This window comes from Rhizobium sp. 05N430 (assembly GCF_056396985.1).
The window spans coordinates 16,639-34,520 of record NZ_JBFTMO010000003.1 but is presented as its reverse complement, the minus strand read 5'-3'; the positions used below and the strand labels follow the sequence as shown (position 1 = coordinate 34,520).

Genomic DNA, 17,882 nt, shown 5'->3' with positions numbered 1-17,882 from the left:
CGACAACAATATCCATTCTGACAACAACGAGACCGGGCTACAGTCCCTCCATCGAAACCGCGGCACGGTGTTGCCGTATAGAGGAGAGCAACAGATGACATCCTTGGAAAAACAGCGCGTTCTCGTCGTAGGTGGTAGCTCCGGCATCGGTCTTGCCGTCGCAGAGCAGGCCGCCGCCGCAGGCGCCGCAGTCACCATCGCTTCACGTTCCGCAGACAAGCTTGCCGAAGCAGCGCGTTTGATCGGCGGCGGCGTGGCGACGGCGGTTCTCGATACCGGCGACGCCGGCAGCGTCGAGGCCTTCCTCGAGGCGAGCGGCGCATGGGATCACATCGTCATTTCCGCAGCGCAGACCCCATCAGGGCCCGTGCGCAAGCTCTCGCTCGACGATGCGAAGCGCGCCATGGAAAGCAAGTTCTGGGGCGCCTATCGCATCGCCAGGGCCGCGCAGTTCGCCGAACGCGGATCGCTGACCTTCATCTCCGGCTTCCTGAGCGAACGCCCTTCGGCATCCTCGGTCCTGCAGGGCGCCATCAACGCCGCGCTGGAATCGCTGGCCCGCGGTCTTGCGCTTGAATTGTCGCCCGTCCGGGTCAATGCCGTCTCGCCGGGTGTCATCGATACGCCGCTCTGGTCGAAGATGGACGAGGCAAACCGAAATGCCATGTTCGAGCGCATTGCCGGCAATCTGCCTGCAAAGACGATCGGGCAGCCATCCGATATCGCCAATGCGGTGCTGTTCCTGATGACGACGCCTTTTGCCACCGGTTCGACCGTGCGTGTCGATGGCGGCGGCGCGATCGGGTGATGCCATGCTGATCGATCATGTCACGCTGCGCACCGCGGATTTGGAAGGCACGAAGGTCTTTCTTGAGGATCTTCTTGGATTGACGGTTGGCGCCCGTCCGGACTTCGGTTTCCCGGGCTACTGGCTTTATAACGAAGGCGAACCTGTCGTTCATCTCATTCCCGGCGCTGGCGCCGCCGTCGGGAGGGATGCCGAGACCATCGATCATGTCGGCTTCCGCCTCCAGGGCTATCAGGTGTTCCGCAAGAAGCTTGACGATGCCGCGACACCCTATTCCACCATGGACCTACCCGAGCTTGGCGAGCGGCGCCTTTTCGTCCGTACGCCCGGCGGCATCCTCCTCGAACTCGTCTTCCGCGAAGACGCCAAGACCAACTGAGCGATAGAAAAGGGAACAAGACGATGATCACTGCAACCCTCAAGGTCGGCCTTGCCGCCATTGCCATCGCAACATCGGTGGCTTTCCCGGCCAGCGCATCCGCGCCGCTGAAGATCGACGAGATCGTGCATTCGCCGAAACCGGGGCATGCCGAAAAGAGCACGGAAGCTGCCGCCCGGCATTTCTATGCTTTCTGGAACACCGGCGACGAGGCCGATCTCAAGCAGGCGATCGCACCCGCCTTCACCGATCACACCTTGCCGGAAGGCAGGCCGCAAGGTCCTGAAGGGCCAGCCTTCGCGTCGAAAAACTTCCGTGCCGCCGTTCCCGACCTTTCGGTCGAGGTTCGCAAGATGATCATCGCTGGCGACTACGTCACCGTACACATGATTTTCCGCGGCCATTTCACCGGCTCATTCGGCACCACAAAGGGCTCCGGGCAGGCCATCGAGTTCATCGCCACCGATCTCCTGAAGGTCACCAAGGGCAAGGTCACCGACAACTGGCATATCGAGGACAATCTGGCGCTTCTGAAACAGATGGGCATCGTATCGATGAAGTGAGGTGGGACGCCCTCAGATCCCAACCCGCCCGAACGCCGGAATTTTCACCCCCGGATTGGCGATATCGACGCCCGCCACCAGTCCCATGAAATGCACCTCGAAGCCGCTGCGCACGCCAGCCGCAAAGCCGATCAGGCCATAGAGCGTCGCATGCATGTCGCGTCCGTCAGGGTCGATCTCGAAAAAGCGCCCGTCGGTCAGGAAATCCCGGCCGACGGCATCGGGTGGCAGCACGGTGCCGAGTTGCGGCACGGCTCGAAGCACGTGGGCGACGAAGCTGTTGGAGTTCGGGCCCGGATAGATCCGGTAATTGCCGGTCGCGGCAAATGGGTAGGACTGGATCGCCACCTCGACTGCCGGGATCAGCGCTGCCGCTTCCGGTCCCTTCAGCGCCCGTACGATATGAGGCGTGTTTGAGTACCAGTAGGCATCCGGCTGATAGTTGTTGCGGCGGATCGGCGAGCCCCAGCCGACCTTGTCATAGCGGTTATAGGCCGTGTCGCCTGTCCCTTTCGTGACGATCCACGAATGGCTGGCCACAGCACCCTTCATCCCGCCGGTCGCTGCCGAAAGGATGTAGATCGCTGCCTCGCCATCGGCATCCGGTTTGGGCAGCACGCCCGATGACGTCCACTTCGCCTCCCGCCAGCTCTTTGGCCGCTCCTTCAGCGCCCACCATCCGGCCGAAGCCAGCGCCGGAAGCAGGTAGATGACGAGTATCGCCAGAAACAGCCGCTTCAAAAACCGCATAGTCGCCAAAGCCCCCGAACCAACGCCGATAGGACGATATTCCCGATCATGATGGCGCAATTGCGCCTGACGGCGGACTGAAAGGCGTTGCTTTATCGGCGGACGGCGCTATGCCTTCAGCATCCCTGTCAACCACCCGGAATATCCCCCCATGTCCAATCCCGTCACCGTCGAAGTCACCCGTGGTTCGCTCGTCGAAAGCCGTCATCGCGGCATGGTGGTTGCGGTCGATGGCGATGGCAAGGTGGTGTTTTCGCTGGGTGATGCGGATGCCGCCGTTTTCCCGCGTTCTGCCTGCAAGGCGATGCAGGCGCTGCCGCTGGTCGAAAGCGGTGCTGCCGATGCCTTTGGGTTCGGTAACAAGGAGCTGTCGCTGTCCTGCGCCTCGCATTACGGCGAGGATGCACATGTGGCGCTGGCGGCCTCTATGCTGGCGCGCGCCGGGCGCGATGAAAGCGTGCTCGAATGCGGCACACACTGGTCGTCCAATCAGGATACGCTGATCCATCAGGCCCGCACGCTCGACAGGCCGAATGCGCTGCACAACAATTGCTCCGGCAAGCATTCCGGCTTCGTCTGCACCTGTGTTCATCAGGGTATCGAGCTGAAGGGCTATGTCGGCTACGATCATCCGCTGCAGCAACAAATCCGCGGCACGATGGAAAGCCTGACGGGCGCCGTGCTCGCCCATGACAATTGCGGCATCGACGGCTGCGCCATCCCGACCTATGCCGTGCCGCTGAAGCGGCTTGCTCATGGTTTCGCGAAGATGACGACGGGCAATGGTCTCGAGCCGATCCGCGCCAAGGCTTCGAAGCGGTTGATGGAGGCCTGCATGGCCGAGCCCTTCTATGTCTCCGGGACCGGCGGCACCTGCACGGCGCTGATGCAGATCGCCCCCGGCCGCATCTTCGCCAAGACCGGCGCCGAGGGCGTCTTCTGCGCCGCCGTTCCGGAGCAGGGGATCGCCATTGCGCTGAAATGCGAGGACGGCACGACGCGCGCCGCCGAAGCCATGGTCGCCACCACGCTCGCCCGCTTTTTCGAGAAGGGCGGCGAAACGCACGCGGCCTTGATGGCGATTGCCACCCGGCCGATCCACAATCGCAATGGCGCAGTGGTGGGCGAGGTGCGCGCCACGGCTGCGTTCGCCTGACGATCCGTGCCGTTGCGGCACATCAGCCCTACAAAAATCAGCAAATACTAATATGGATTAAACCAATTCCGGCGACGGCGCGTGCGGCCGCCGGGATTTGTCCTACAATGGCGCGGCTTTCGAAACGTGGGGTTTCGATCTCGATGCCATGAGGGCAGGATATGTTTGCAGGCCGCTATATCTGGTGGATGCTGATCGCCGTGGCGATCTTCCTGTTCTTCTCCATGTGCTTCGATTACGTCACCTGGATCGTCGTCGCCGTCTCCGGTTGCGCTGAAGTCGCCGGCTCCTGCGGGCCGATCGTCGTCAGCATGTCGGGCGCCATGAAACCTGCCGGCATGGGCCTGGCGAGCCTGATCATGGTGATCTGCACCGTGGGGCGGCTGCGCTATCTGCGCTGCGGATGGGGTTGGGCCGCAGCGGCACTCGTCTGGTTCTATGCCTCGGCGGCCTTTCCTGGAATCCTTGCTGTCGGCTGGACTGGCCAGCTGCGGCCGGAAATGGTGGCAGAAAGCCTGCCTGCCGCCTTCCTGTTCATCAATGTGCTCTGCGCCTATCTGGCGATCCCTTTCGAGGAGGGGCGCACCGTTCCGTTCGGCGAATGGCGGTGGCTGCGCGGGCTTCTCTGGTTCTGCGCCGCCTATGGCACACTGACTGCTTTCGCGGGAACATCGGGCTTCGGCGCCGCGCCCGCCCGCTTCATCGGCATGCCCTGGCTCGCTGAGACGCTCGCCGGGCTGCAGGCGCCGCTGGAAGCGGTGCTCGATCTCGGAACCGGCAGCATGGTCCCTGCCTATGTGGTGCTGGTGATGTTTGCCGCCGGGCTTGGCGCAACGCTGCTGCCGCAGGATGCGGCGATCCTGCGCGAACGTCTCATCGAACCCTTCACGCTTCGAGGATCGCGCCGTTGAGCGCGCGGTAAGGCACCAGCCGCTCCTCGCCGATCCCTTCGGGGACGATCATTCCGGAGACGTCGTCGATGCCGAGCACAGGACAGGGCGAGGCGCGGTCGAGCTTGTCTTCCGTCAGCATCACATAGGTCTCCACCGAACAGCGGGCGATATGCCGCTTGATCGCCGCCTCCTCGAAATCGCCGGTCGAAAGACCGTGAACCGGATGGGCGGCGGTGACGCCGAGAAAGAAGATATCGGGCCTGAGCTGCGAGATCGCGCTCATAGCCGCAGCCCCTGTCGCCACCATCGAATGCTTGTAGAGCCGCCCGCCGGTCAGGATCACATCGGCCGTCGGATGATGCTCCAGCTCGGCGGCGATCGTCGGGCTGTGGGTCGCGACCGTGAAGGCGATGTCGCGCGGCAGCCGCCTGGCGATCTCCGCCGTCGTCGTGCCGCCATCGAGAAAGATCATCTGCCCGGCCTTCACCATCGCAGCCGCAAAAGCGCCGAGCCGCTGCTTCGTCTCCGAAGCAACCGCGCGCCGGGCTGAAAGATCAGGCAGATCGGGCGAAACCGGCAGCGCTCCGCCATGCACCCGCCTCAGTAATCCTTCGCCCGCCATCTCCCTGAGGTCACGGCGGATCGTGTCCTCGGACAGCGAGAACTCCTCGGCAACGCGCTTGGCAATCACCTGGCCGTCCCGGCGCAGGATATCGAGGATCAGGGATTTGCGTTGTGTGGTCAGCATTGTCCTGCACGAAAATTTACGAAACTCCGCGATAATGCCCGCTATGACTCGACATGCAAGCAATTTCGCGCATCGTGAAATCCCGTGCATGACGCCGGGAGTTTTGGAGTTTGGTCATGTTGATTTTGATTGCCGGTCCCTACCGGTCGGGAACGGGTGACGACCCGGTGAAAATGGCGGCGAACCTGAAGGCATTGGAAGCGCCGTCCTATGCCCTGTTCAAGGCGGGCCATGTCCCGATGATCGGCGAATGGGTGGCGCTGCCGGTCTGGCATGCTGCGGGCGGCAAGACGATCGGCGATGCGCTGCACGAGGAAATCTTCTATCCCGTCGCCCATCGCCTGCTTGAGCTTTGCGAGGGCGTGCTGCGCCTTCCCGGTGCATCCAAGGGCGCCGATAACGACGTACGGATTGCCCGGGAGCGGGGCATTCCCGTCTGGTACCGGCTTGAGGACGTGCCGGGGTGTGCCGCGGCGGCGTGAGCCTGTTGTCTCTCATCCCCGTGCCTGTTGCAAAGCACGGGGATGAGGGGCGGGATGAGCATCTCAAATGCGTCCAATTTGCCCATAGGCTTCCCAGTGGCGGCAGGCTATACCTCTCCCGATAAAGGGAGATCACCATGCTGACATTCTATTTCGGCCAGGACAGCTGCGCGCTGGCAACGTTGATTGCGCTGGAAGAAGCCGGCCTTGCCTACGAGCCGAAGAAGCTCAGCCTCAAGGATAACGAGCAGCGTTCGCCGGAGTATCTGAAGATCAATCCGAAGGGCAGGGTTCCGGCACTGGTCACCGATCGCGGCGTGCTGACCGAAGGCGTTGCCATCCTTGCGTATATCGCCCAGATCGCGCCGCAGGCAAAGTTGGCGCCTGTTGACGATCCCTTCGAATTCGCCCGCATGCAGGCTTTCAACAGCTATATCGCCTCGACCGTGCACGTGAACCATGCGCATAGCCGCCGCGGCAGCCGCTGGGCCGATGATCCCGCCGCCATTGCGGCCATGGCCGCCAAGGTGCCACAGACCATGGCCGAGAGCTTCCAGATGATCGAAGACAAGATGCTCGAAGGCCCCTGGGTGATGGGCGGACAATATAGCGTGGCCGATCCCTATCTCTTCACCATGGCCAGGTGGCTGCCCGGCGACGGTGTGGACATGGCGCGGTTCCCCAAGGTCTCCGCTCATCATGCGCGGATGCTGGAGCGTCCGGCGGTCAGGGCGGCGCTGGCTGCCGATCAGGCCTGACGGCTGAAGGTGGCCGCGAGCCTCTTTGGCGCCCGGAACAGCCAGGCATTGATCAGCCGCTGCCGCAATTCGCCGTCGCCGATATTGGCGGCGCGTACCGGCAGCGACGGCCATCCCTTGTAATGGTCCGTCTGGAAATAGATCTCCGGCGCCATCTCGATCAGGTGCTCCTTGTCGGGAATGGCTATCGACAGCACCAGCGTCTCGTTGTTCTTCACCGAAACGAAGGCCTTGCCCGCGACCTTCAGGGCAGGGTTGCCAAAGGACGTGCTTTCTTCCACGCCCGGCAATCCCGCTTCGGCCGCAAGCCGGATCAGGCGGTTAAAGAGGCTGTCCATTGTGTCGGCCGTCATGGCTGCTCCCTATCCGCGGGGTCACCGTGCCCGGAGCCTGTCAGATTGCCTGAAGCACTAGATGGGCGCACACGCTCCTCCCTTCCTAATGCCACAACTGCAGCCAAAACTCACGCACACCTTGAAAGCCGTGGCAGCTCGTAGCGTGTCGGCTGCGGCGCCGGGAAGGTTGACGGGAGATCGGCGAGTTCGCGCTGAGACATCGCGGCAATCGCGCGATCGGCGGCCGGCTCGTTGATATCCCGTTCGTGCTTGGAGTCTCTGTCGCTCCAGAAAAACTCCAGCAATGACATGGCTTGCCTCACTTTCTCTATTGCCGGATTCTCATGATAGCATGCTTGGGAGGCGCTGCTCATGTTGAGGTCCGGTAGAAGTTATGCCCCGAGTATCGGCCTCATCTGTCCTCATTTCAATTGAGTTTACCCGCAGTTCGCTATAGAAAAACTATATGCTAAACCTGAATTCCGTTCATCTGAATGGCCTGCGCGCGCTGGAGGCAGTTGGCCGTCTCGGCTCGCTGCAGTCGGCGGCCGATGAGCTCGGTGTCTCCGTTGGTGCCGTCAGCCAGCAGGTGATCAAGGCTGAGGCGCAGCTGGATCAGTTGATCTTCGAGCGCACGCCGAAGGGCATGGTGGTGACAGAGGCCGGTGCACCAGTGCTGGCGGCCCTGAGCGAAGGGCTGTCGCGCCTCTCCGAAGCCGTGTCGATGGCGCAGAAGACGGACGAAACGACGCTGACCATTTCGGTGGCGCCGGTCTTTGCGGCGCGATGGCTGGTCTACCGCATCGATCGCTTCGCCGAACAGTTCCCCGATATCAACCTGCGGATCGACGCCACGACCAAGCTCGTCAATCCGGCCGCCTCTGATGTCGATCTCGGTATCCGCGTCGGCAATGGCCAGTGGCCAGGCGTCAGGGCCGAATTGCTGCTGGAGCAGGAGGTGTTTCCTGTCTGCGCGCCACGGATCGCCGAAGGCCTTCGCGAGCCGCGCGATATCCTGGAGGTTCCGGCCATCATCGACGGCAAGGCGATGTTCACCTGGGAAGTCTGGATGCGTGAAGCGGGTCTCTCGGGCTCGACGCTGACGACGCGCCACGTCTTCAACGACGCCTCGCTCTGCCTCGACGCCGCCATGGCCGGGCAGGGCGTCATGCTCGCCTGGCAGACGCTGGCGGGCTATTCGCTGCAGGCCGGGCAGCTGGTCGCCCCGTTCGGCATCCGCGCCAGGACCGGCTTCGGCCACTATTTCATCACTGCGGAAGGAACGCGCGAACCGAAAAAGGTTCGCGCCTTCAAGGATTGGATCCGCTCTGAAATGCGGGAAACACTGGCGCTGTTTGCCTGATCAGACAGGCTCGTTGGTGCGCCCGGCCTGCATCTTCAGGTAGGCCGGCCGCGACTGGCAGCGCTTGATCCAGGCGTCGATATTGGGGCGCGCATCGAAGAGCGCCTGCTCGCTTTGCGCATAGCGCAGCACTTCGGCGACGTTGAGGTCAGCGGCCGTGAAGCGATCAGCCGCAATCCATTCCCGCCCGGTAAGATGCAGTTCGAGCACGTCGAGCGGCCGCTTCAGCTGGCGTGATGCGACCGCGATCACCGACTTGCCGCCTTCGGTTTTCTCCAGCGCATTGTCATAGGTCTTGACGAGCTGGAAGGTTTGCACCTCGACCTCGGATGCGGCCCAGATGGTCCACATGTTGATCAGCGCATCTTCCTCCAGCGTCTTCGGCGCCAGCGGGCCGCCATGCTTCTTGGCGAGATATTCCGTGATCGCCAGCGACTCGTGCATGACAAGATCGCCGTCCTTGATGCTCGGGATCAGTGCCATCGGATTGATGGCGAGAAATTCTGGCGAGCGCGTGTTCAGCGGTGCGCCCGCCGCTGCCGGGTCGGCAAGCATGTAGGACTGCAGCACCGGGATGTATTCGAATGGAATGCCGAGCTCCTCGGCCATCCAATAGACGCGCGATGCGCGGGAGCGGTAAACGCCGTAGATCTTCAGCATGTCGATGTCCCCTGATTTGCTGCCGCGAAACTACGGTTGCCCCGGCGCGCCGGGAAGGGGGTGCCCCTGATGAATCGATGAAAGTTTGTGATCGATGTCAGAGGACGCGATTGCGCTCGACCGTCAGATGCGGATAGGCGCTGCCGCCTGATTTCGTCAGATCGCCCGAAACCTTCTTTTCCCAGGCATAACCGAACACAGCCCCGTCTTTCATGGCTTCGAAGATGTTGTCGGCGATCACCGCCGTTCCCGCACCATCCGCTACCGACACCGCGCAGCCAACGGCCGATTGCCGGATGACGTTTCCGGTGACCACCAGATTGCGCAAGTATGGTCCCCAGCCGAGCTGCAGGGCCCAGTAGGGCGCGCCCTCGATGACGTTGCCCGAGATGACCGTATCCGCCTCGGCGGCAATGCCGGTGCCGAAAGCGACGTCGGGCTTGTAGGGACCGTCGAGCGTCAGATTGCGCACCACGTTGCCGGTGACGCTGACCAGCCGGCCGCCTTCGTTGAAATTGGCGATCGAGATGCCGTTCGCCGCGCCATCGACGAGATTGCCGGACACGACGGCGCCCTGAAACGCGAATTCGACATAGATGGCCGTTTCGCCGGAGCGCAGGCACTGGTTGTTGCTGATCTGCACGTTGTCGCCGGAATTGGCGCGGACCGCGGTGAAGGCGCAGTCGGAAATATGATTGTTGGCGATCATCACCCCGCCGGCCCGGAACACGTTGATGCCGTTGCCGTTCTCGCCGGTTCCGCCGTCATCGGCGCGGATGCGGCTGATCCGGTTGCCCGTCACCACGCTGTTGTCCTCGCCCTTGTCGTATCGGTGCACGAGAATGCCGCCATTGCCGCAATCGCTAACGGTATTGCCGTCGATGGTCAGCCCCGTCGAATTGACGGCGAAGATGCCTGCCTGCCCGGCACCTGAAAAGCGCGAGCGCTCGACCCGCCCGGCGCAGCCTTCCAGTCTCAGGCCATGCTTGGCCCCGCCGCGGAATTCGCAATTGTCGATCGAGAGCGCGCTGATCCCGGTGAGCTGCACCATCCCGCCGTTCAGCTCGCCGCTGGTGCCGCCGTCGCTCTCGATGACGATGCCTGAAAGTTCGATGCGCGCGGCACCCGCGGCTGAATTCACCGATCCCCGGTGCAGGATGCGCGAGGCGCCGGATACGCCGGCTATCCGCGTCCCGTCAGGCAGCATCAGGTTTGCCGCCTTGTAGGTGCCGGGCGGCAGGTAGAGCGGTGTGCCGCTTCTCGCCGCTTCATCGATCATCGCCTGCAGGCTGCCCTTCGGCAGGCTTGAAGCGTCGAGCGCGCCGCGCAGCGCTGGTGCCTTGCTGACCGCCGAGGCGCGGCTTGCGGAAATCAGGGCAAGGCTAGATACGAAGAGCCCAAGTATAGCCCGGCGGTTGTACATGTGAGACCTTTCGCGCGTTGCCCTGAAACAGATATCGGCGCATTGGCGCATGCCTGCTTTTGGCACAAAAACCTTGCGCTGTAGTAACCGGGGCGCCGGATGCCAAACTCTTGCGGGTAATTATTTGGCGCCCGTTCACCTTTCCATTTAAGCAAGCCGAAGGAAATCCCGGTTAGCTTGCCCATAGTTTCAATTGTCACTTTTCAAGCGCACCGGCGCCAGGCCGGCCGGAGTGTCGTCATGAATGAAATGAGTGCCACGCAATGGCAGTCTGACGGCGAGCTGGCAGAAGAGACAAGGCGGCTGGTCGCTGCGACGGAAACCATGATGGCCGCCAACGCCCGCCATCACTCCGATGGCATCGAGAACCTGCGTCTCAAGGCGATCGTCCACGAACTCCCCGATTTTCTCTACGTCAAGGATCGCGACAGCCGTTTCGTCTTTGCCAATGCCGTCGTTGCACGCAGCCACAATTTCGACAATGCCGCCGACATCGCCGGCAAGCGCGACTTCGATCTCTTCGATTTCGATCTTGCCCGCAAATACTTCGATGTCGAGCAGGAGATCATGTCGACGGGCGTCCCGGCGCTGGACATGGAGGAAATCATTCCCGTGGCCGGCGGCAAGCCCATGTGCCGCCTGACCTCGAAGATCCCGCTGCGCAACGACCGCGGCGAGGTCGTCGGTCTGATCGGCGTCTCGCGCGATATTACTGAGCGCAAGCGCCAGGAAGACCTCCGCCGCGGCCAGTCGGCGCTCCTGGAAATGATCGCCCGCAACGAGCCACTTGAAATGATCCTCGAAGCGCTGGTGCTGCTGGTCGAGGCGGAGCTTGACGGGATTGCCGGCTCGATCCTGCTTCTCGATCGTGACGGTACGCGTCTCCTGCATGGTGCTGCACCCAGCATGCCCGGCGCCTATAGCAGGCTGATCGACGGCACCCCGATCGGCCCCAAGGTCGGCTCCTGCGGCACGGCCGCCTGGCGCGGCAAGCCGGTCATCGTGTCCGATGTGACTATTGATCCGCTCTGGGAGGATTTCCGTGGCGTGRCCGCCGAATTCGGTCTTCGTTCATGCTGGTCGGCACCGGTTCTGACCTCGCAGAACAATGTGCTCGGCACCTTCGCGCTCTATTCGAATACTGTCCGTGAGCCGACCGCTCACGAGATGGAGATGGTGGCGCTCGCCACCCACATCGCCGGCATCGCCATCGAGCGCAAGCGCGGCGACGAACGCATCTATTTCATGGCCCATCACGACGATCTGACCGGCCTGCCGAACCGTGCCTTCCTGAAGGAGCGCATGGCCAAGACGCTGTTTCAGGCCGGGCGCAACAACCGCAAGGTCACTGTCGCCTATATCGACCTCGATAATTTCAAGGACATCAACGACAGCCGCGGCCATGCCGCAGGCGACGAGGTGCTGAAGGAGCTGGCCGCGCGCATGGCCAATTGCGTCCGCGCCTCCGACATGGTTGTCCGCCTCGGCGGCGACGAATTCCTTGTCGTGCTCGTCCACCAGTCCAGCCACGACGCTGGTATCCTGCGCCGCCTTCGGGAGCTGCAGAAGGCCATCACCCGGCCGGTATCGCTGGATGGCGAGGAGTTGCTGGTCACCAGCAGCATCGGTGTGGCAGCCTTTCCCTCAGGCGGCAGTACGCCCGAAGAGCTGCTCGCCAATGCCGATCAGGCGATGTACCGCGCCAAGGAACTCGGCCGCAACACGCTGCAATATCATAGCGGCGACGGTGAAAATGCCGTCGATATTCCGCTCAGCGAAGAAGAGGAGCTGCGCCAGGCGATCGTCGGCGATCAGCTGCGTCTGCATTATCAGCTGCAGGTCGAGGTCGCCTCCGGCCGAACCGCCGGGCTGGAGGCGCTGGTGCGCTGGCAGCATCCGCAGCGCGGCCTGATCCCGCCCGGCAATTTCATCCCGCTCGCCGAAGAAACCGGGCTGATCATCCAGCTTGGTCTCTGGGTCCTGAACGAGGCCTGCCGCCAGGCCCGCGACTGGCAGGATCAGGGGCTGAACCCTGTCACCGTCGCCGTCAACGTTTCGGCCAAGCAGTTCGCTGATCCCGACTTTGCCTGCCATGTCCATGAAGCGCTGGAGCGCCACCGCCTCGATCCGCGCTGGCTGGAGCTTGAACTGACGGAGAGCACCGTCATGCAGGATGTCGACAAGGCGCTCGGCATCATGGCGCGCCTGCACCGGCTGGGCGTACGCCTGTCGATCGACGATTTCGGCTCCGGCTATTCCAGCCTCGCGGCCCTGAAGACCTTCCCCTTCGACCGCCTGAAGATGGACCGCTCGCTGGTGGAAGCGCTCCCGGCCGACAAGACCGCCGTCGCCATCGCCTCCGCCGTCATCTCGCTCGCCAAGACCCTGAAGCTCACGGTTGTCGCCGAAGGTGTCGAAAGCGACGCCCAGCTAGAATTCCTGCGTTGGGCGAAGTGCGAGGAGGCCCAGGGCTACAGGTTTGCCAAGCCGCTGCCTGTCGATGAGGTGGTGAAGCTCTTGAAATAGGCGGCATCCGGCCAATTTCTGCCTGCCTCTGGCTCTTCGCATCATTCCCGCTATCTTCAAGTGGATGATGCGACCCGACGCCTTGCTGTATCCGGCCCCCGAAGGCCTTTTCTGCCCGGAGGGCGGATTCTATATCGATCCTGTCCGGCCGGTCGATCGGGCGCTTGTCACCCACGGACATTCCGACCATGCCCGGCCCGGCCATCGCCATGTGCTGGCCACCCGCCAGACGCTCGATATCATGCGGCTGCGCTACGGCGATGATTTCGCCGGCAGCGAGCAGGCCGCCGCCTTCGGCGAGGAGATCGATGTCAACGGCGTCAAGGTCAGCTTCCATCCGGCGGGACATGTGCTCGGCTCGGCGCAGATCGCCGTCGAGAAGAACGGCACCCGCATCGTCGCTTCCGGTGATTACAAGCGCCGTCCGGACCCGACCTGCGCCGCCTACGAGCCCGTCGCCTGCGACGTCTTCATCACCGAGGCGACCTTCGGCCTGCCGGTCTTCCACCACCCGGACCCGATGGACGAGATCCGCAAGGTCTTCGCCTCGCTCCGCCAGTTTCCGGAGCGCACCCATCTGATCGGCGCCTATGCGCTCGGCAAGGCGCAGCGCGTCATCCGCCTGCTGCGCGATGCCGGTTACGACCAGCCGATCTATATCCACGGCGCCATGGAGCGGCTCTGCGACTATTACCAGGGGCAGGGGATCGACCTCGGTGATCTCCAGCCCGCCACCGTCGAGGGCCGCGACAAGTCCGCCTTCAAGGGCGCCATCGTCGTCGGCCCGTCCTCGGCCTTCGCCGACCGCTGGGCGCGCCGCTTCCACGAACCGCTCCCCGCCTTCGCGTCGGGCTGGATGATGGTGCGCCAGCGCGCCAAGCAGAACGGCGTCGAACTGCCGCTCGTCATCTCCGACCATTGCGACTGGCCGGAACTGACCGAAACGATCACAGAGCTGCACCCTGCGGAAGTCTGGGTGACGCATGGGCGCGAGGAGGCGCTGGTGCGCTGGTGCGAGCTGCAGGGCGTCAAGGCCCGGCCGCTGCATCTGGTGGGCTATGAGGATGAGGGGGATTGATGGGGGAAAGTGCTGGTCACGAAAACCCCTCCCCAACCCCTCCCCACAAGGGGGAGGGGCTACGACGCCGCGCCCTCTGCGCGCATCGTGACGCCTCCGAATGTGGAACACCTGTCTTTATCCGCCGCAAGGAGCCGCAGGTTAGTCCCTCCCCCTTGTGGGGAGGGGTTGGGGAGGGGTTTTCTTCACAGGTGGGAGCCCACCCATGAAACCCTTCGCCGACCTCCTCGACCGCCTGGTCGTCACCCCCAGCCGCAACGGCAAGCTCAAACTCCTCACCGACTACTTCCGCGACACGCCAGATCCCGACCGCGGCTACGGTCTCGCCGCCATCGCCGGCACGCTTGAAGTCCGCAACGTCAAGCCCGCCATGCTCCGCGAACTGGTGCTGGAGCGCATGGACGAGGTGCTGTTTCGCTATTCCTACGACTATGTCGGCGATCTCGCCGAAACCATTTCTCTCGTCTGGGACAACGAAAAGGACATCGAACGCTCCGCGCTCGCCCAGCCTCATCTCGGCGAAGTCATCAGCCAGATGAATGCGCTCGGCCGCACCGAAGTCCGCAGCTATGTCCGCGATCTCCTCGACCGGCTGGACTCGTCCGGCCGCTTCGCCTTCATCAAGCTCGCCACCGGCGCGCTGCGCATCGGCGTCTCGGCCCGCCTCGCCAAACAGGCGCTCGCCGAGCTTGGGGCAAAGGACGTCACCGAGATCGAGACGCTCTGGCATGGTCTGGAGCCACCCTACGAATCGCTTTTCGAATGGCTGGAAGGCAAGGGCGGCAAGCCGATCCTGGCAACGCCGGCGATCTTCCATTCCGTCATGCTCGCCAATCCCGTCGAGGAAGGCGACCTCGCCAATCTCGACCCCAAGGATTACGCCGCGGAATGGAAATGGGACGGCATCCGCGTCCAGCTGTCGCGTGCCGGCGAGACGCGAAAGATCTATTCCCGCTCCGGCGACGATATTTCGGGCGCTTTTCCCGATGTTCTTGATGCGATCAGCTTCAACGGCGTCGTCGATGGCGAGCTCCTGGTCGGCGGCACGGCGCGTTCCAACAATCCCACCCGCACCTTCTCCGATCTGCAGCAGCGGCTGAACCGCAAGACCGTCTCCGGCAAGATGCTGGAGGAATACCCGGCCTTCATCCGCGCCTACGACCTGCTCTTCGACGGCGAGGAGGATGTGCGTGGGAATATCTACACCGCGCGCCGCGATCGCCTCTCCGAAATCATCGAACAGGCGCCGCACGACCGGTTCGACCTCTCGCCTCTGGTCGATTTCACGACATGGGACGAGCTCGACGAGTTGCGCTCGACGCCGCCCGATCCCGTCATCGAAGGCGTGATGATCAAGCGCCGCGACAGCATCTATCAGGCTGGCCGCTTGAAGGCCCCCTGGTTCAAGTGGAAGCGCAATCCCTACAATGTCGATGCCGTGCTCATGTATGCGCAGCGCGGCCACGGCAAGCGTTCCAGCTATTATTCCGATTTCACCTTCGGCGTCTGGGCCGAGATGCCCGATGGCGAGCAGCTGGTACCCGTCGGCAAGGCCTATTTCGGCTTCACCGATCAGGAGCTCGAAGTGCTCGACAAGTTCGTGCGCAACAACACGACCGAACGTTTCGGCCCCGTCCGCGCCGTGCGGGCCGACAAGGAGTTCGGCTTCGTCGTCGAGGTCGCCTTCGAGGGCATCAACCGCTCGACCCGCCACAAATCCGGCGTCGCCATGCGCTTCCCGCGCATCTCCCGCCTACGTCCGGACAAGCCGAGCTATGAGGCCGACCGGCTCGAAACGCTGGTGGCGATGATCGATGCGAAGGCGGCGGAATAGCGGCTGTGCGCAAAATGCCGCAGGATCACATTTTCAACACAATGTGTATTGGCCGCAACAGAGTTTGCAGGCACATTTTGAGAGCCGGGTACATAGAGTGCTGAACAATGACCGATGACCAGAATGCCTTCTTCCGTCAGCGCCGCTCGGTTCTTGCGGGTCTTGCTGGAAGCCTGCTGCTGCCGGGGATGGCCCGCGCTTTCGATGTTCCCCTGAAACCGAAGCTGATCGCGCACGACTACGCCAAGGTCCGCACCCATTTCCGCACTAAGCTGCTGCAGAAGGGACCGGCCCCGGACAAATACGAAAACCTAGTCGCGCCCGCAGATGGCGATCAGATCTTCTACCGCTCGGGCGCCGGGAGCGAACTCGAGCTCGTCGCCTGGGTCAGCAAATACAAGCGCACCCGCCAGCCGAAACCGGCTGTGCTCTTCCTCCACGGCGGCAATGCCATGGGCATGGGCCACTGGAACCTGATGAAGCCCTATATGGATGCCGGTTTCGTGGTGATGATGCCCTCGGTGCGCGGTGAAAACGGCCAGATGGGCAATTTCTCCGGCTTCTACGACGAAGTGGACGACGTTCTCGCCGCCGCTGATCGCATGGCGCATCTGCCGGGTGTCGATCAGAATCGCCTCTTCATCGCCGGCCACAGCATCGGCGGCACGCTGACCATGCTGGCTTCGATGTCCACCCACAAGTTCCGCGCCGCAGCCCCGATCTCGGGCAATCCGGACGCCTTCCGCTTCTTCAATCGCTATCCGCAGGACATCCGTTTCGACGACAGCAACGAGCGCGAATTCGAGGTTCGCACGGCGCTCTGCTATGCCGAAAGCTTCAAATGCCCGCTGCGCGTCATGCACGGCACCGAGGAAGACCACTTCAACGACCGCGCCGACCTGCTCGCGCGGCGCGCCCGCCGCGCCGGTATCCGCATCGAAACCGATACGGTGGCCGGCAACCACACCTCGGCACTCCCCGCCGAGATCGCCCAGAGCATCCATTTCTTCCAGGGCGTGGCAGCGTAAGGGCACCCCGACACCAGCTTCACGCCAGCCGCAAATGCCATCCTCCCGGCAGATATGTTTCTCTGCCGATTTCGATAAGGGTGGATTTATGGAATTCTTGCGCCGGGTGCTCCCTCTTGCCGGGCTTGCTGTTGCTGCCATGTCTCTTGCCGGCTGCAACGTGCTGATCCCCGATACCGGTGCCACCGATCCCGCCCGTTTCGTCCAGGAGACCGCGCCGGTCTTCTATCAGCCGGGCACCAATCCCAATCGCGTCCGCCCGATCGATGCGCCGGTGCCGCAGAGACCCGGCGTTCCGGCGACGATCTACAATCAGAGCTACGGCATCCCCGGCCGGACCTTGGGCGCCACCGATCCAGGCGTTACCTACGGCATCCCAAGTGCTGCATCCAGCCGGACCTACGGCCTGCCGGTCAGCAATCCGGTCAGCGTCGCGATGTATGCCGAAAAGCAGGATGGCGATTTCCGGCTGCCGGCGATTCCCGTCAGCCGTGTCAGTTCCGAGTACCTGCGCCAGGAAGTCGATTATCCGAGCAACGAGAAGCCCGGGACGATCGTCGTCGATACCCGGACCAAGCATCTCTATCTCATCGAGCCCAATGGCAAGGCGATGCGTTACGGCGTCGGTCTCGGCCGCGAGGGCTATGCCTGGTCGGGCCGCGGCGTGATCCAGTGGAAGCAGAAATGGCCGCGCTGGACGCCGCCCGATGAAATGGTTCAGCGCCAGCCGGACGTGCGCTCCTTCTCCGCCGAGAATGGCGGCATGAACCCCGGCCTCGGCAATCCGCTCGGCGCCCGCGCCATGTATATCTTCCATGACGGCAAGGATACGCTCTACCGTATCCACGGCACGCCCGAATGGCAGTCGATCGGCAAGGCGACATCGTCGGGCTGCGTGCGCATGCTGAACCAGGATGTCGTCGATCTCTACGACCGGGTTTCCGCCAAGGCTGAGATCGTTGTGATGTAGCAGCGCAACAGCGCCACCGATATCGTGCGCTCACTGCTGGACAAGACTTCGTGAAGCTATGGTTTATTTAGCTGGGGCCGATAGATTTCTGAGAGACGTTCATTGCGTCGAATGAATCAAACGGGGAC

The 17,882-nt window shown here is 63.0% G+C and carries 19 protein-coding genes; 13 read left to right on the top strand and 6 right to left on the bottom strand.

The window, feature by feature from the left end:
- Positions 1-94: 94 nt before the first annotated feature.
- From AC1DJO_RS07575 to AC1DJO_RS07565, 3 genes are read left to right on the top strand one after another with little or no spacing between them, the layout of a single operon-like run.
- Positions 95-808 carry an SDR family oxidoreductase gene (locus AC1DJO_RS07575; RefSeq protein ID WP_477969645.1) on the top strand — a complete coding sequence of 238 codons (714 nt, stop codon included), beginning with the start codon at positions 95-97 and terminating at the stop codon, positions 806-808.
- A gap of 4 nt (positions 809-812) precedes the next feature.
- Positions 813-1,187 carry a VOC family protein gene (locus tag AC1DJO_RS07570; protein ID WP_477969643.1) on the top strand — a complete coding sequence of 125 codons (375 nt, stop codon included), beginning with the start codon at positions 813-815 and terminating at the stop codon, positions 1,185-1,187.
- A 23-nt stretch (positions 1,188-1,210) separates the two neighbouring features.
- Entirely contained in the window at positions 1,211-1,750 is a 540-nt protein-coding gene (locus AC1DJO_RS07565; RefSeq protein WP_477969641.1) for an ester cyclase, read from the top strand.
- Positions 1,751-1,762: 12 nt separating this feature from the next.
- Here the strand turns inward: AC1DJO_RS07565 and AC1DJO_RS07560 are convergent, their stop codons facing one another.
- The gene (locus tag AC1DJO_RS07560) at positions 1,763-2,500 is read right to left on the bottom strand and encodes a DUF3750 domain-containing protein (RefSeq protein ID WP_477969639.1); all 738 of its coding nucleotides are present in this window, start codon (positions 2,498-2,500) and stop codon (positions 1,763-1,765) included.
- 151 nt (positions 2,501-2,651) lie between these two features.
- On the opposite strand from AC1DJO_RS07560, the gene AC1DJO_RS07555 reads away from it, so the two are divergent.
- Both AC1DJO_RS07555 and AC1DJO_RS07550 read left to right on the top strand, forming a co-directional pair.
- Positions 2,652-3,656: an asparaginase gene (locus AC1DJO_RS07555; RefSeq protein ID WP_477969637.1), complete on the top strand. Its 1,005-nt coding sequence runs from the start codon at positions 2,652-2,654 to the stop codon at positions 3,654-3,656.
- 161 nt (positions 3,657-3,817) lie between these two features.
- Positions 3,818-4,567, top strand: coding sequence for a hypothetical protein (locus AC1DJO_RS07550; protein ID WP_477969635.1), 750 nt, complete (start codon positions 3,818-3,820; stop codon positions 4,565-4,567).
- Here the strand turns inward: AC1DJO_RS07550 and AC1DJO_RS07545 are convergent.
- A complete protein-coding gene (locus AC1DJO_RS07545) occupies positions 4,542-5,297 on the bottom strand; it encodes a DeoR/GlpR family DNA-binding transcription regulator (protein ID WP_477969633.1) in 756 nt (251 codons plus the stop codon). The two genes, AC1DJO_RS07550 and AC1DJO_RS07545, sit on opposite strands and share 26 nt — an antisense overlap.
- Positions 5,298-5,413: 116 nt before the next feature.
- On the opposite strand from AC1DJO_RS07545, the gene AC1DJO_RS07540 reads away from it, so the two are divergent.
- Positions 5,414-5,779, top strand: coding sequence for a DUF4406 domain-containing protein (locus AC1DJO_RS07540; protein WP_310291705.1), 366 nt, complete (start codon positions 5,414-5,416; stop codon positions 5,777-5,779).
- Positions 5,780-5,916: 137 nt separating this feature from the next.
- Positions 5,917-6,537, top strand: a complete 621-nt coding sequence (locus AC1DJO_RS07535) for a glutathione S-transferase family protein (RefSeq protein WP_477969631.1) — start codon at positions 5,917-5,919, stop codon at positions 6,535-6,537.
- Here AC1DJO_RS07535 and AC1DJO_RS07530 read toward each other — a convergent pair.
- Together AC1DJO_RS07530 and AC1DJO_RS07525 are read right to left on the bottom strand one after the other, a co-directional pair.
- The gene (locus tag AC1DJO_RS07530) at positions 6,528-6,890 is read right to left on the bottom strand and encodes an MmcQ/YjbR family DNA-binding protein (protein ID WP_112537222.1); all 363 of its coding nucleotides are present in this window, start codon (positions 6,888-6,890) and stop codon (positions 6,528-6,530) included. The two genes, AC1DJO_RS07535 and AC1DJO_RS07530, sit on opposite strands and share 10 nt — an antisense overlap.
- A gap of 110 nt (positions 6,891-7,000) precedes the next feature.
- Positions 7,001-7,246 (bottom strand): hypothetical protein, encoded by a 246-nt coding sequence (locus AC1DJO_RS07525; RefSeq protein ID WP_477969629.1) that lies wholly within the window; start codon positions 7,244-7,246, stop codon positions 7,001-7,003.
- A gap of 92 nt (positions 7,247-7,338) precedes the next feature.
- Here AC1DJO_RS07525 and AC1DJO_RS07520 point away from each other — a divergent pair, with 92 nt between their 5' ends.
- On the top strand, positions 7,339-8,235 hold the full coding sequence (locus tag AC1DJO_RS07520; RefSeq protein ID WP_477969627.1) for a LysR substrate-binding domain-containing protein: 897 nt from the start codon (positions 7,339-7,341) through the stop codon (positions 8,233-8,235).
- Here AC1DJO_RS07520 and AC1DJO_RS07515 read toward each other — a convergent pair whose 3' ends face one another.
- Both AC1DJO_RS07515 and AC1DJO_RS07510 read right to left on the bottom strand, forming a co-directional pair.
- The gene (locus tag AC1DJO_RS07515; protein WP_310291694.1) at positions 8,236-8,895 is read right to left on the bottom strand and encodes a glutathione S-transferase family protein; all 660 of its coding nucleotides are present in this window, start codon (positions 8,893-8,895) and stop codon (positions 8,236-8,238) included.
- A gap of 97 nt (positions 8,896-8,992) precedes the next feature.
- Entirely contained in the window at positions 8,993-10,318 is a 1,326-nt protein-coding gene (locus AC1DJO_RS07510) for a TIGR03808 family TAT-translocated repetitive protein (protein WP_477969625.1), read from the bottom strand.
- 240 nt (positions 10,319-10,558) lie between these two features.
- Between AC1DJO_RS07510 and AC1DJO_RS07505 the strand changes: the two genes are divergently transcribed.
- From AC1DJO_RS07505 to AC1DJO_RS07485, 5 genes are all read left to right on the top strand, one after another.
- The gene (locus AC1DJO_RS07505) at positions 10,559-12,844 is read left to right on the top strand and encodes a putative bifunctional diguanylate cyclase/phosphodiesterase (protein WP_477969623.1); all 2,286 of its coding nucleotides are present in this window, start codon (positions 10,559-10,561) and stop codon (positions 12,842-12,844) included.
- Positions 12,845-12,911: 67 nt separating this feature from the next.
- On the top strand, positions 12,912-13,922 hold the full coding sequence (locus tag AC1DJO_RS07500; protein ID WP_477969621.1) for a ligase-associated DNA damage response exonuclease: 1,011 nt from the start codon (positions 12,912-12,914) through the stop codon (positions 13,920-13,922).
- A 205-nt stretch (positions 13,923-14,127) separates the two neighbouring features.
- Positions 14,128-15,756 (top strand): cisplatin damage response ATP-dependent DNA ligase, encoded by a 1,629-nt coding sequence (locus tag AC1DJO_RS07495; protein ID WP_477969619.1) that lies wholly within the window; start codon positions 14,128-14,130, stop codon positions 15,754-15,756.
- A 107-nt stretch (positions 15,757-15,863) separates the two neighbouring features.
- Entirely contained in the window at positions 15,864-16,784 is a 921-nt protein-coding gene (locus tag AC1DJO_RS07490; protein WP_112386364.1) for an alpha/beta hydrolase family protein, read from the top strand.
- A gap of 88 nt (positions 16,785-16,872) precedes the next feature.
- Entirely contained in the window at positions 16,873-17,754 is an 882-nt protein-coding gene (locus tag AC1DJO_RS07485; RefSeq protein WP_112517323.1) for a L,D-transpeptidase, read from the top strand.
- Positions 17,755-17,882 lie beyond the last annotated feature (128 nt).

Excerpts from the sequence above, each read along its gene's own strand:
- AC1DJO_RS07575 (WP_477969645.1), top strand. The coding sequence starts at position 95 with ATGACATCCTTGGAAAAACAGCGCGTTCTCGTCGTAGGTGGTAGCTCC.
- AC1DJO_RS07540 (WP_310291705.1), top strand. The coding sequence starts at position 5,414 with ATGTTGATTTTGATTGCCGGTCCCTACCGGTCGGGAACGGGTGACGAC.
- AC1DJO_RS07530 (WP_112537222.1), bottom strand. The coding sequence starts at position 6,890 with ATGACGGCCGACACAATGGACAGCCTCTTTAACCGCCTGATCCGGCTT.
- AC1DJO_RS07485 (WP_112517323.1), top strand. The coding sequence starts at position 16,873 with ATGGAATTCTTGCGCCGGGTGCTCCCTCTTGCCGGGCTTGCTGTTGCT.
- AC1DJO_RS07490 (WP_112386364.1), top strand. The coding sequence starts at position 15,864 with ATGACCGATGACCAGAATGCCTTCTTCCGTCAGCGCCGCTCGGTTCTT.
- AC1DJO_RS07545 (WP_477969633.1), bottom strand. The coding sequence starts at position 5,297 with ATGCTGACCACACAACGCAAATCCCTGATCCTCGATATCCTGCGCCGG.
- AC1DJO_RS07550 (WP_477969635.1), top strand. The coding sequence starts at position 3,818 with ATGTTTGCAGGCCGCTATATCTGGTGGATGCTGATCGCCGTGGCGATC.
- AC1DJO_RS07510 (WP_477969625.1), bottom strand. The coding sequence starts at position 10,318 with ATGTACAACCGCCGGGCTATACTTGGGCTCTTCGTATCTAGCCTTGCC.
- AC1DJO_RS07520 (WP_477969627.1), top strand. The coding sequence starts at position 7,339 with ATGCTAAACCTGAATTCCGTTCATCTGAATGGCCTGCGCGCGCTGGAG.
- AC1DJO_RS07495 (WP_477969619.1), top strand. The coding sequence starts at position 14,128 with ATGAAACCCTTCGCCGACCTCCTCGACCGCCTGGTCGTCACCCCCAGC.
- AC1DJO_RS07535 (WP_477969631.1), top strand. The coding sequence starts at position 5,917 with ATGCTGACATTCTATTTCGGCCAGGACAGCTGCGCGCTGGCAACGTTG.
- AC1DJO_RS07565 (WP_477969641.1), top strand. The coding sequence starts at position 1,211 with ATGATCACTGCAACCCTCAAGGTCGGCCTTGCCGCCATTGCCATCGCA.
- AC1DJO_RS07555 (WP_477969637.1), top strand. The coding sequence starts at position 2,652 with ATGTCCAATCCCGTCACCGTCGAAGTCACCCGTGGTTCGCTCGTCGAA.
- AC1DJO_RS07525 (WP_477969629.1), bottom strand. The coding sequence starts at position 7,246 with ATGAGCAGCGCCTCCCAAGCATGCTATCATGAGAATCCGGCAATAGAG.
- AC1DJO_RS07500 (WP_477969621.1), top strand. The coding sequence starts at position 12,912 with ATGCGACCCGACGCCTTGCTGTATCCGGCCCCCGAAGGCCTTTTCTGC.
- AC1DJO_RS07515 (WP_310291694.1), bottom strand. The coding sequence starts at position 8,895 with ATGCTGAAGATCTACGGCGTTTACCGCTCCCGCGCATCGCGCGTCTAT.
- AC1DJO_RS07560 (WP_477969639.1), bottom strand. The coding sequence starts at position 2,500 with ATGCGGTTTTTGAAGCGGCTGTTTCTGGCGATACTCGTCATCTACCTG.
- AC1DJO_RS07570 (WP_477969643.1), top strand. The coding sequence starts at position 813 with ATGCTGATCGATCATGTCACGCTGCGCACCGCGGATTTGGAAGGCACG.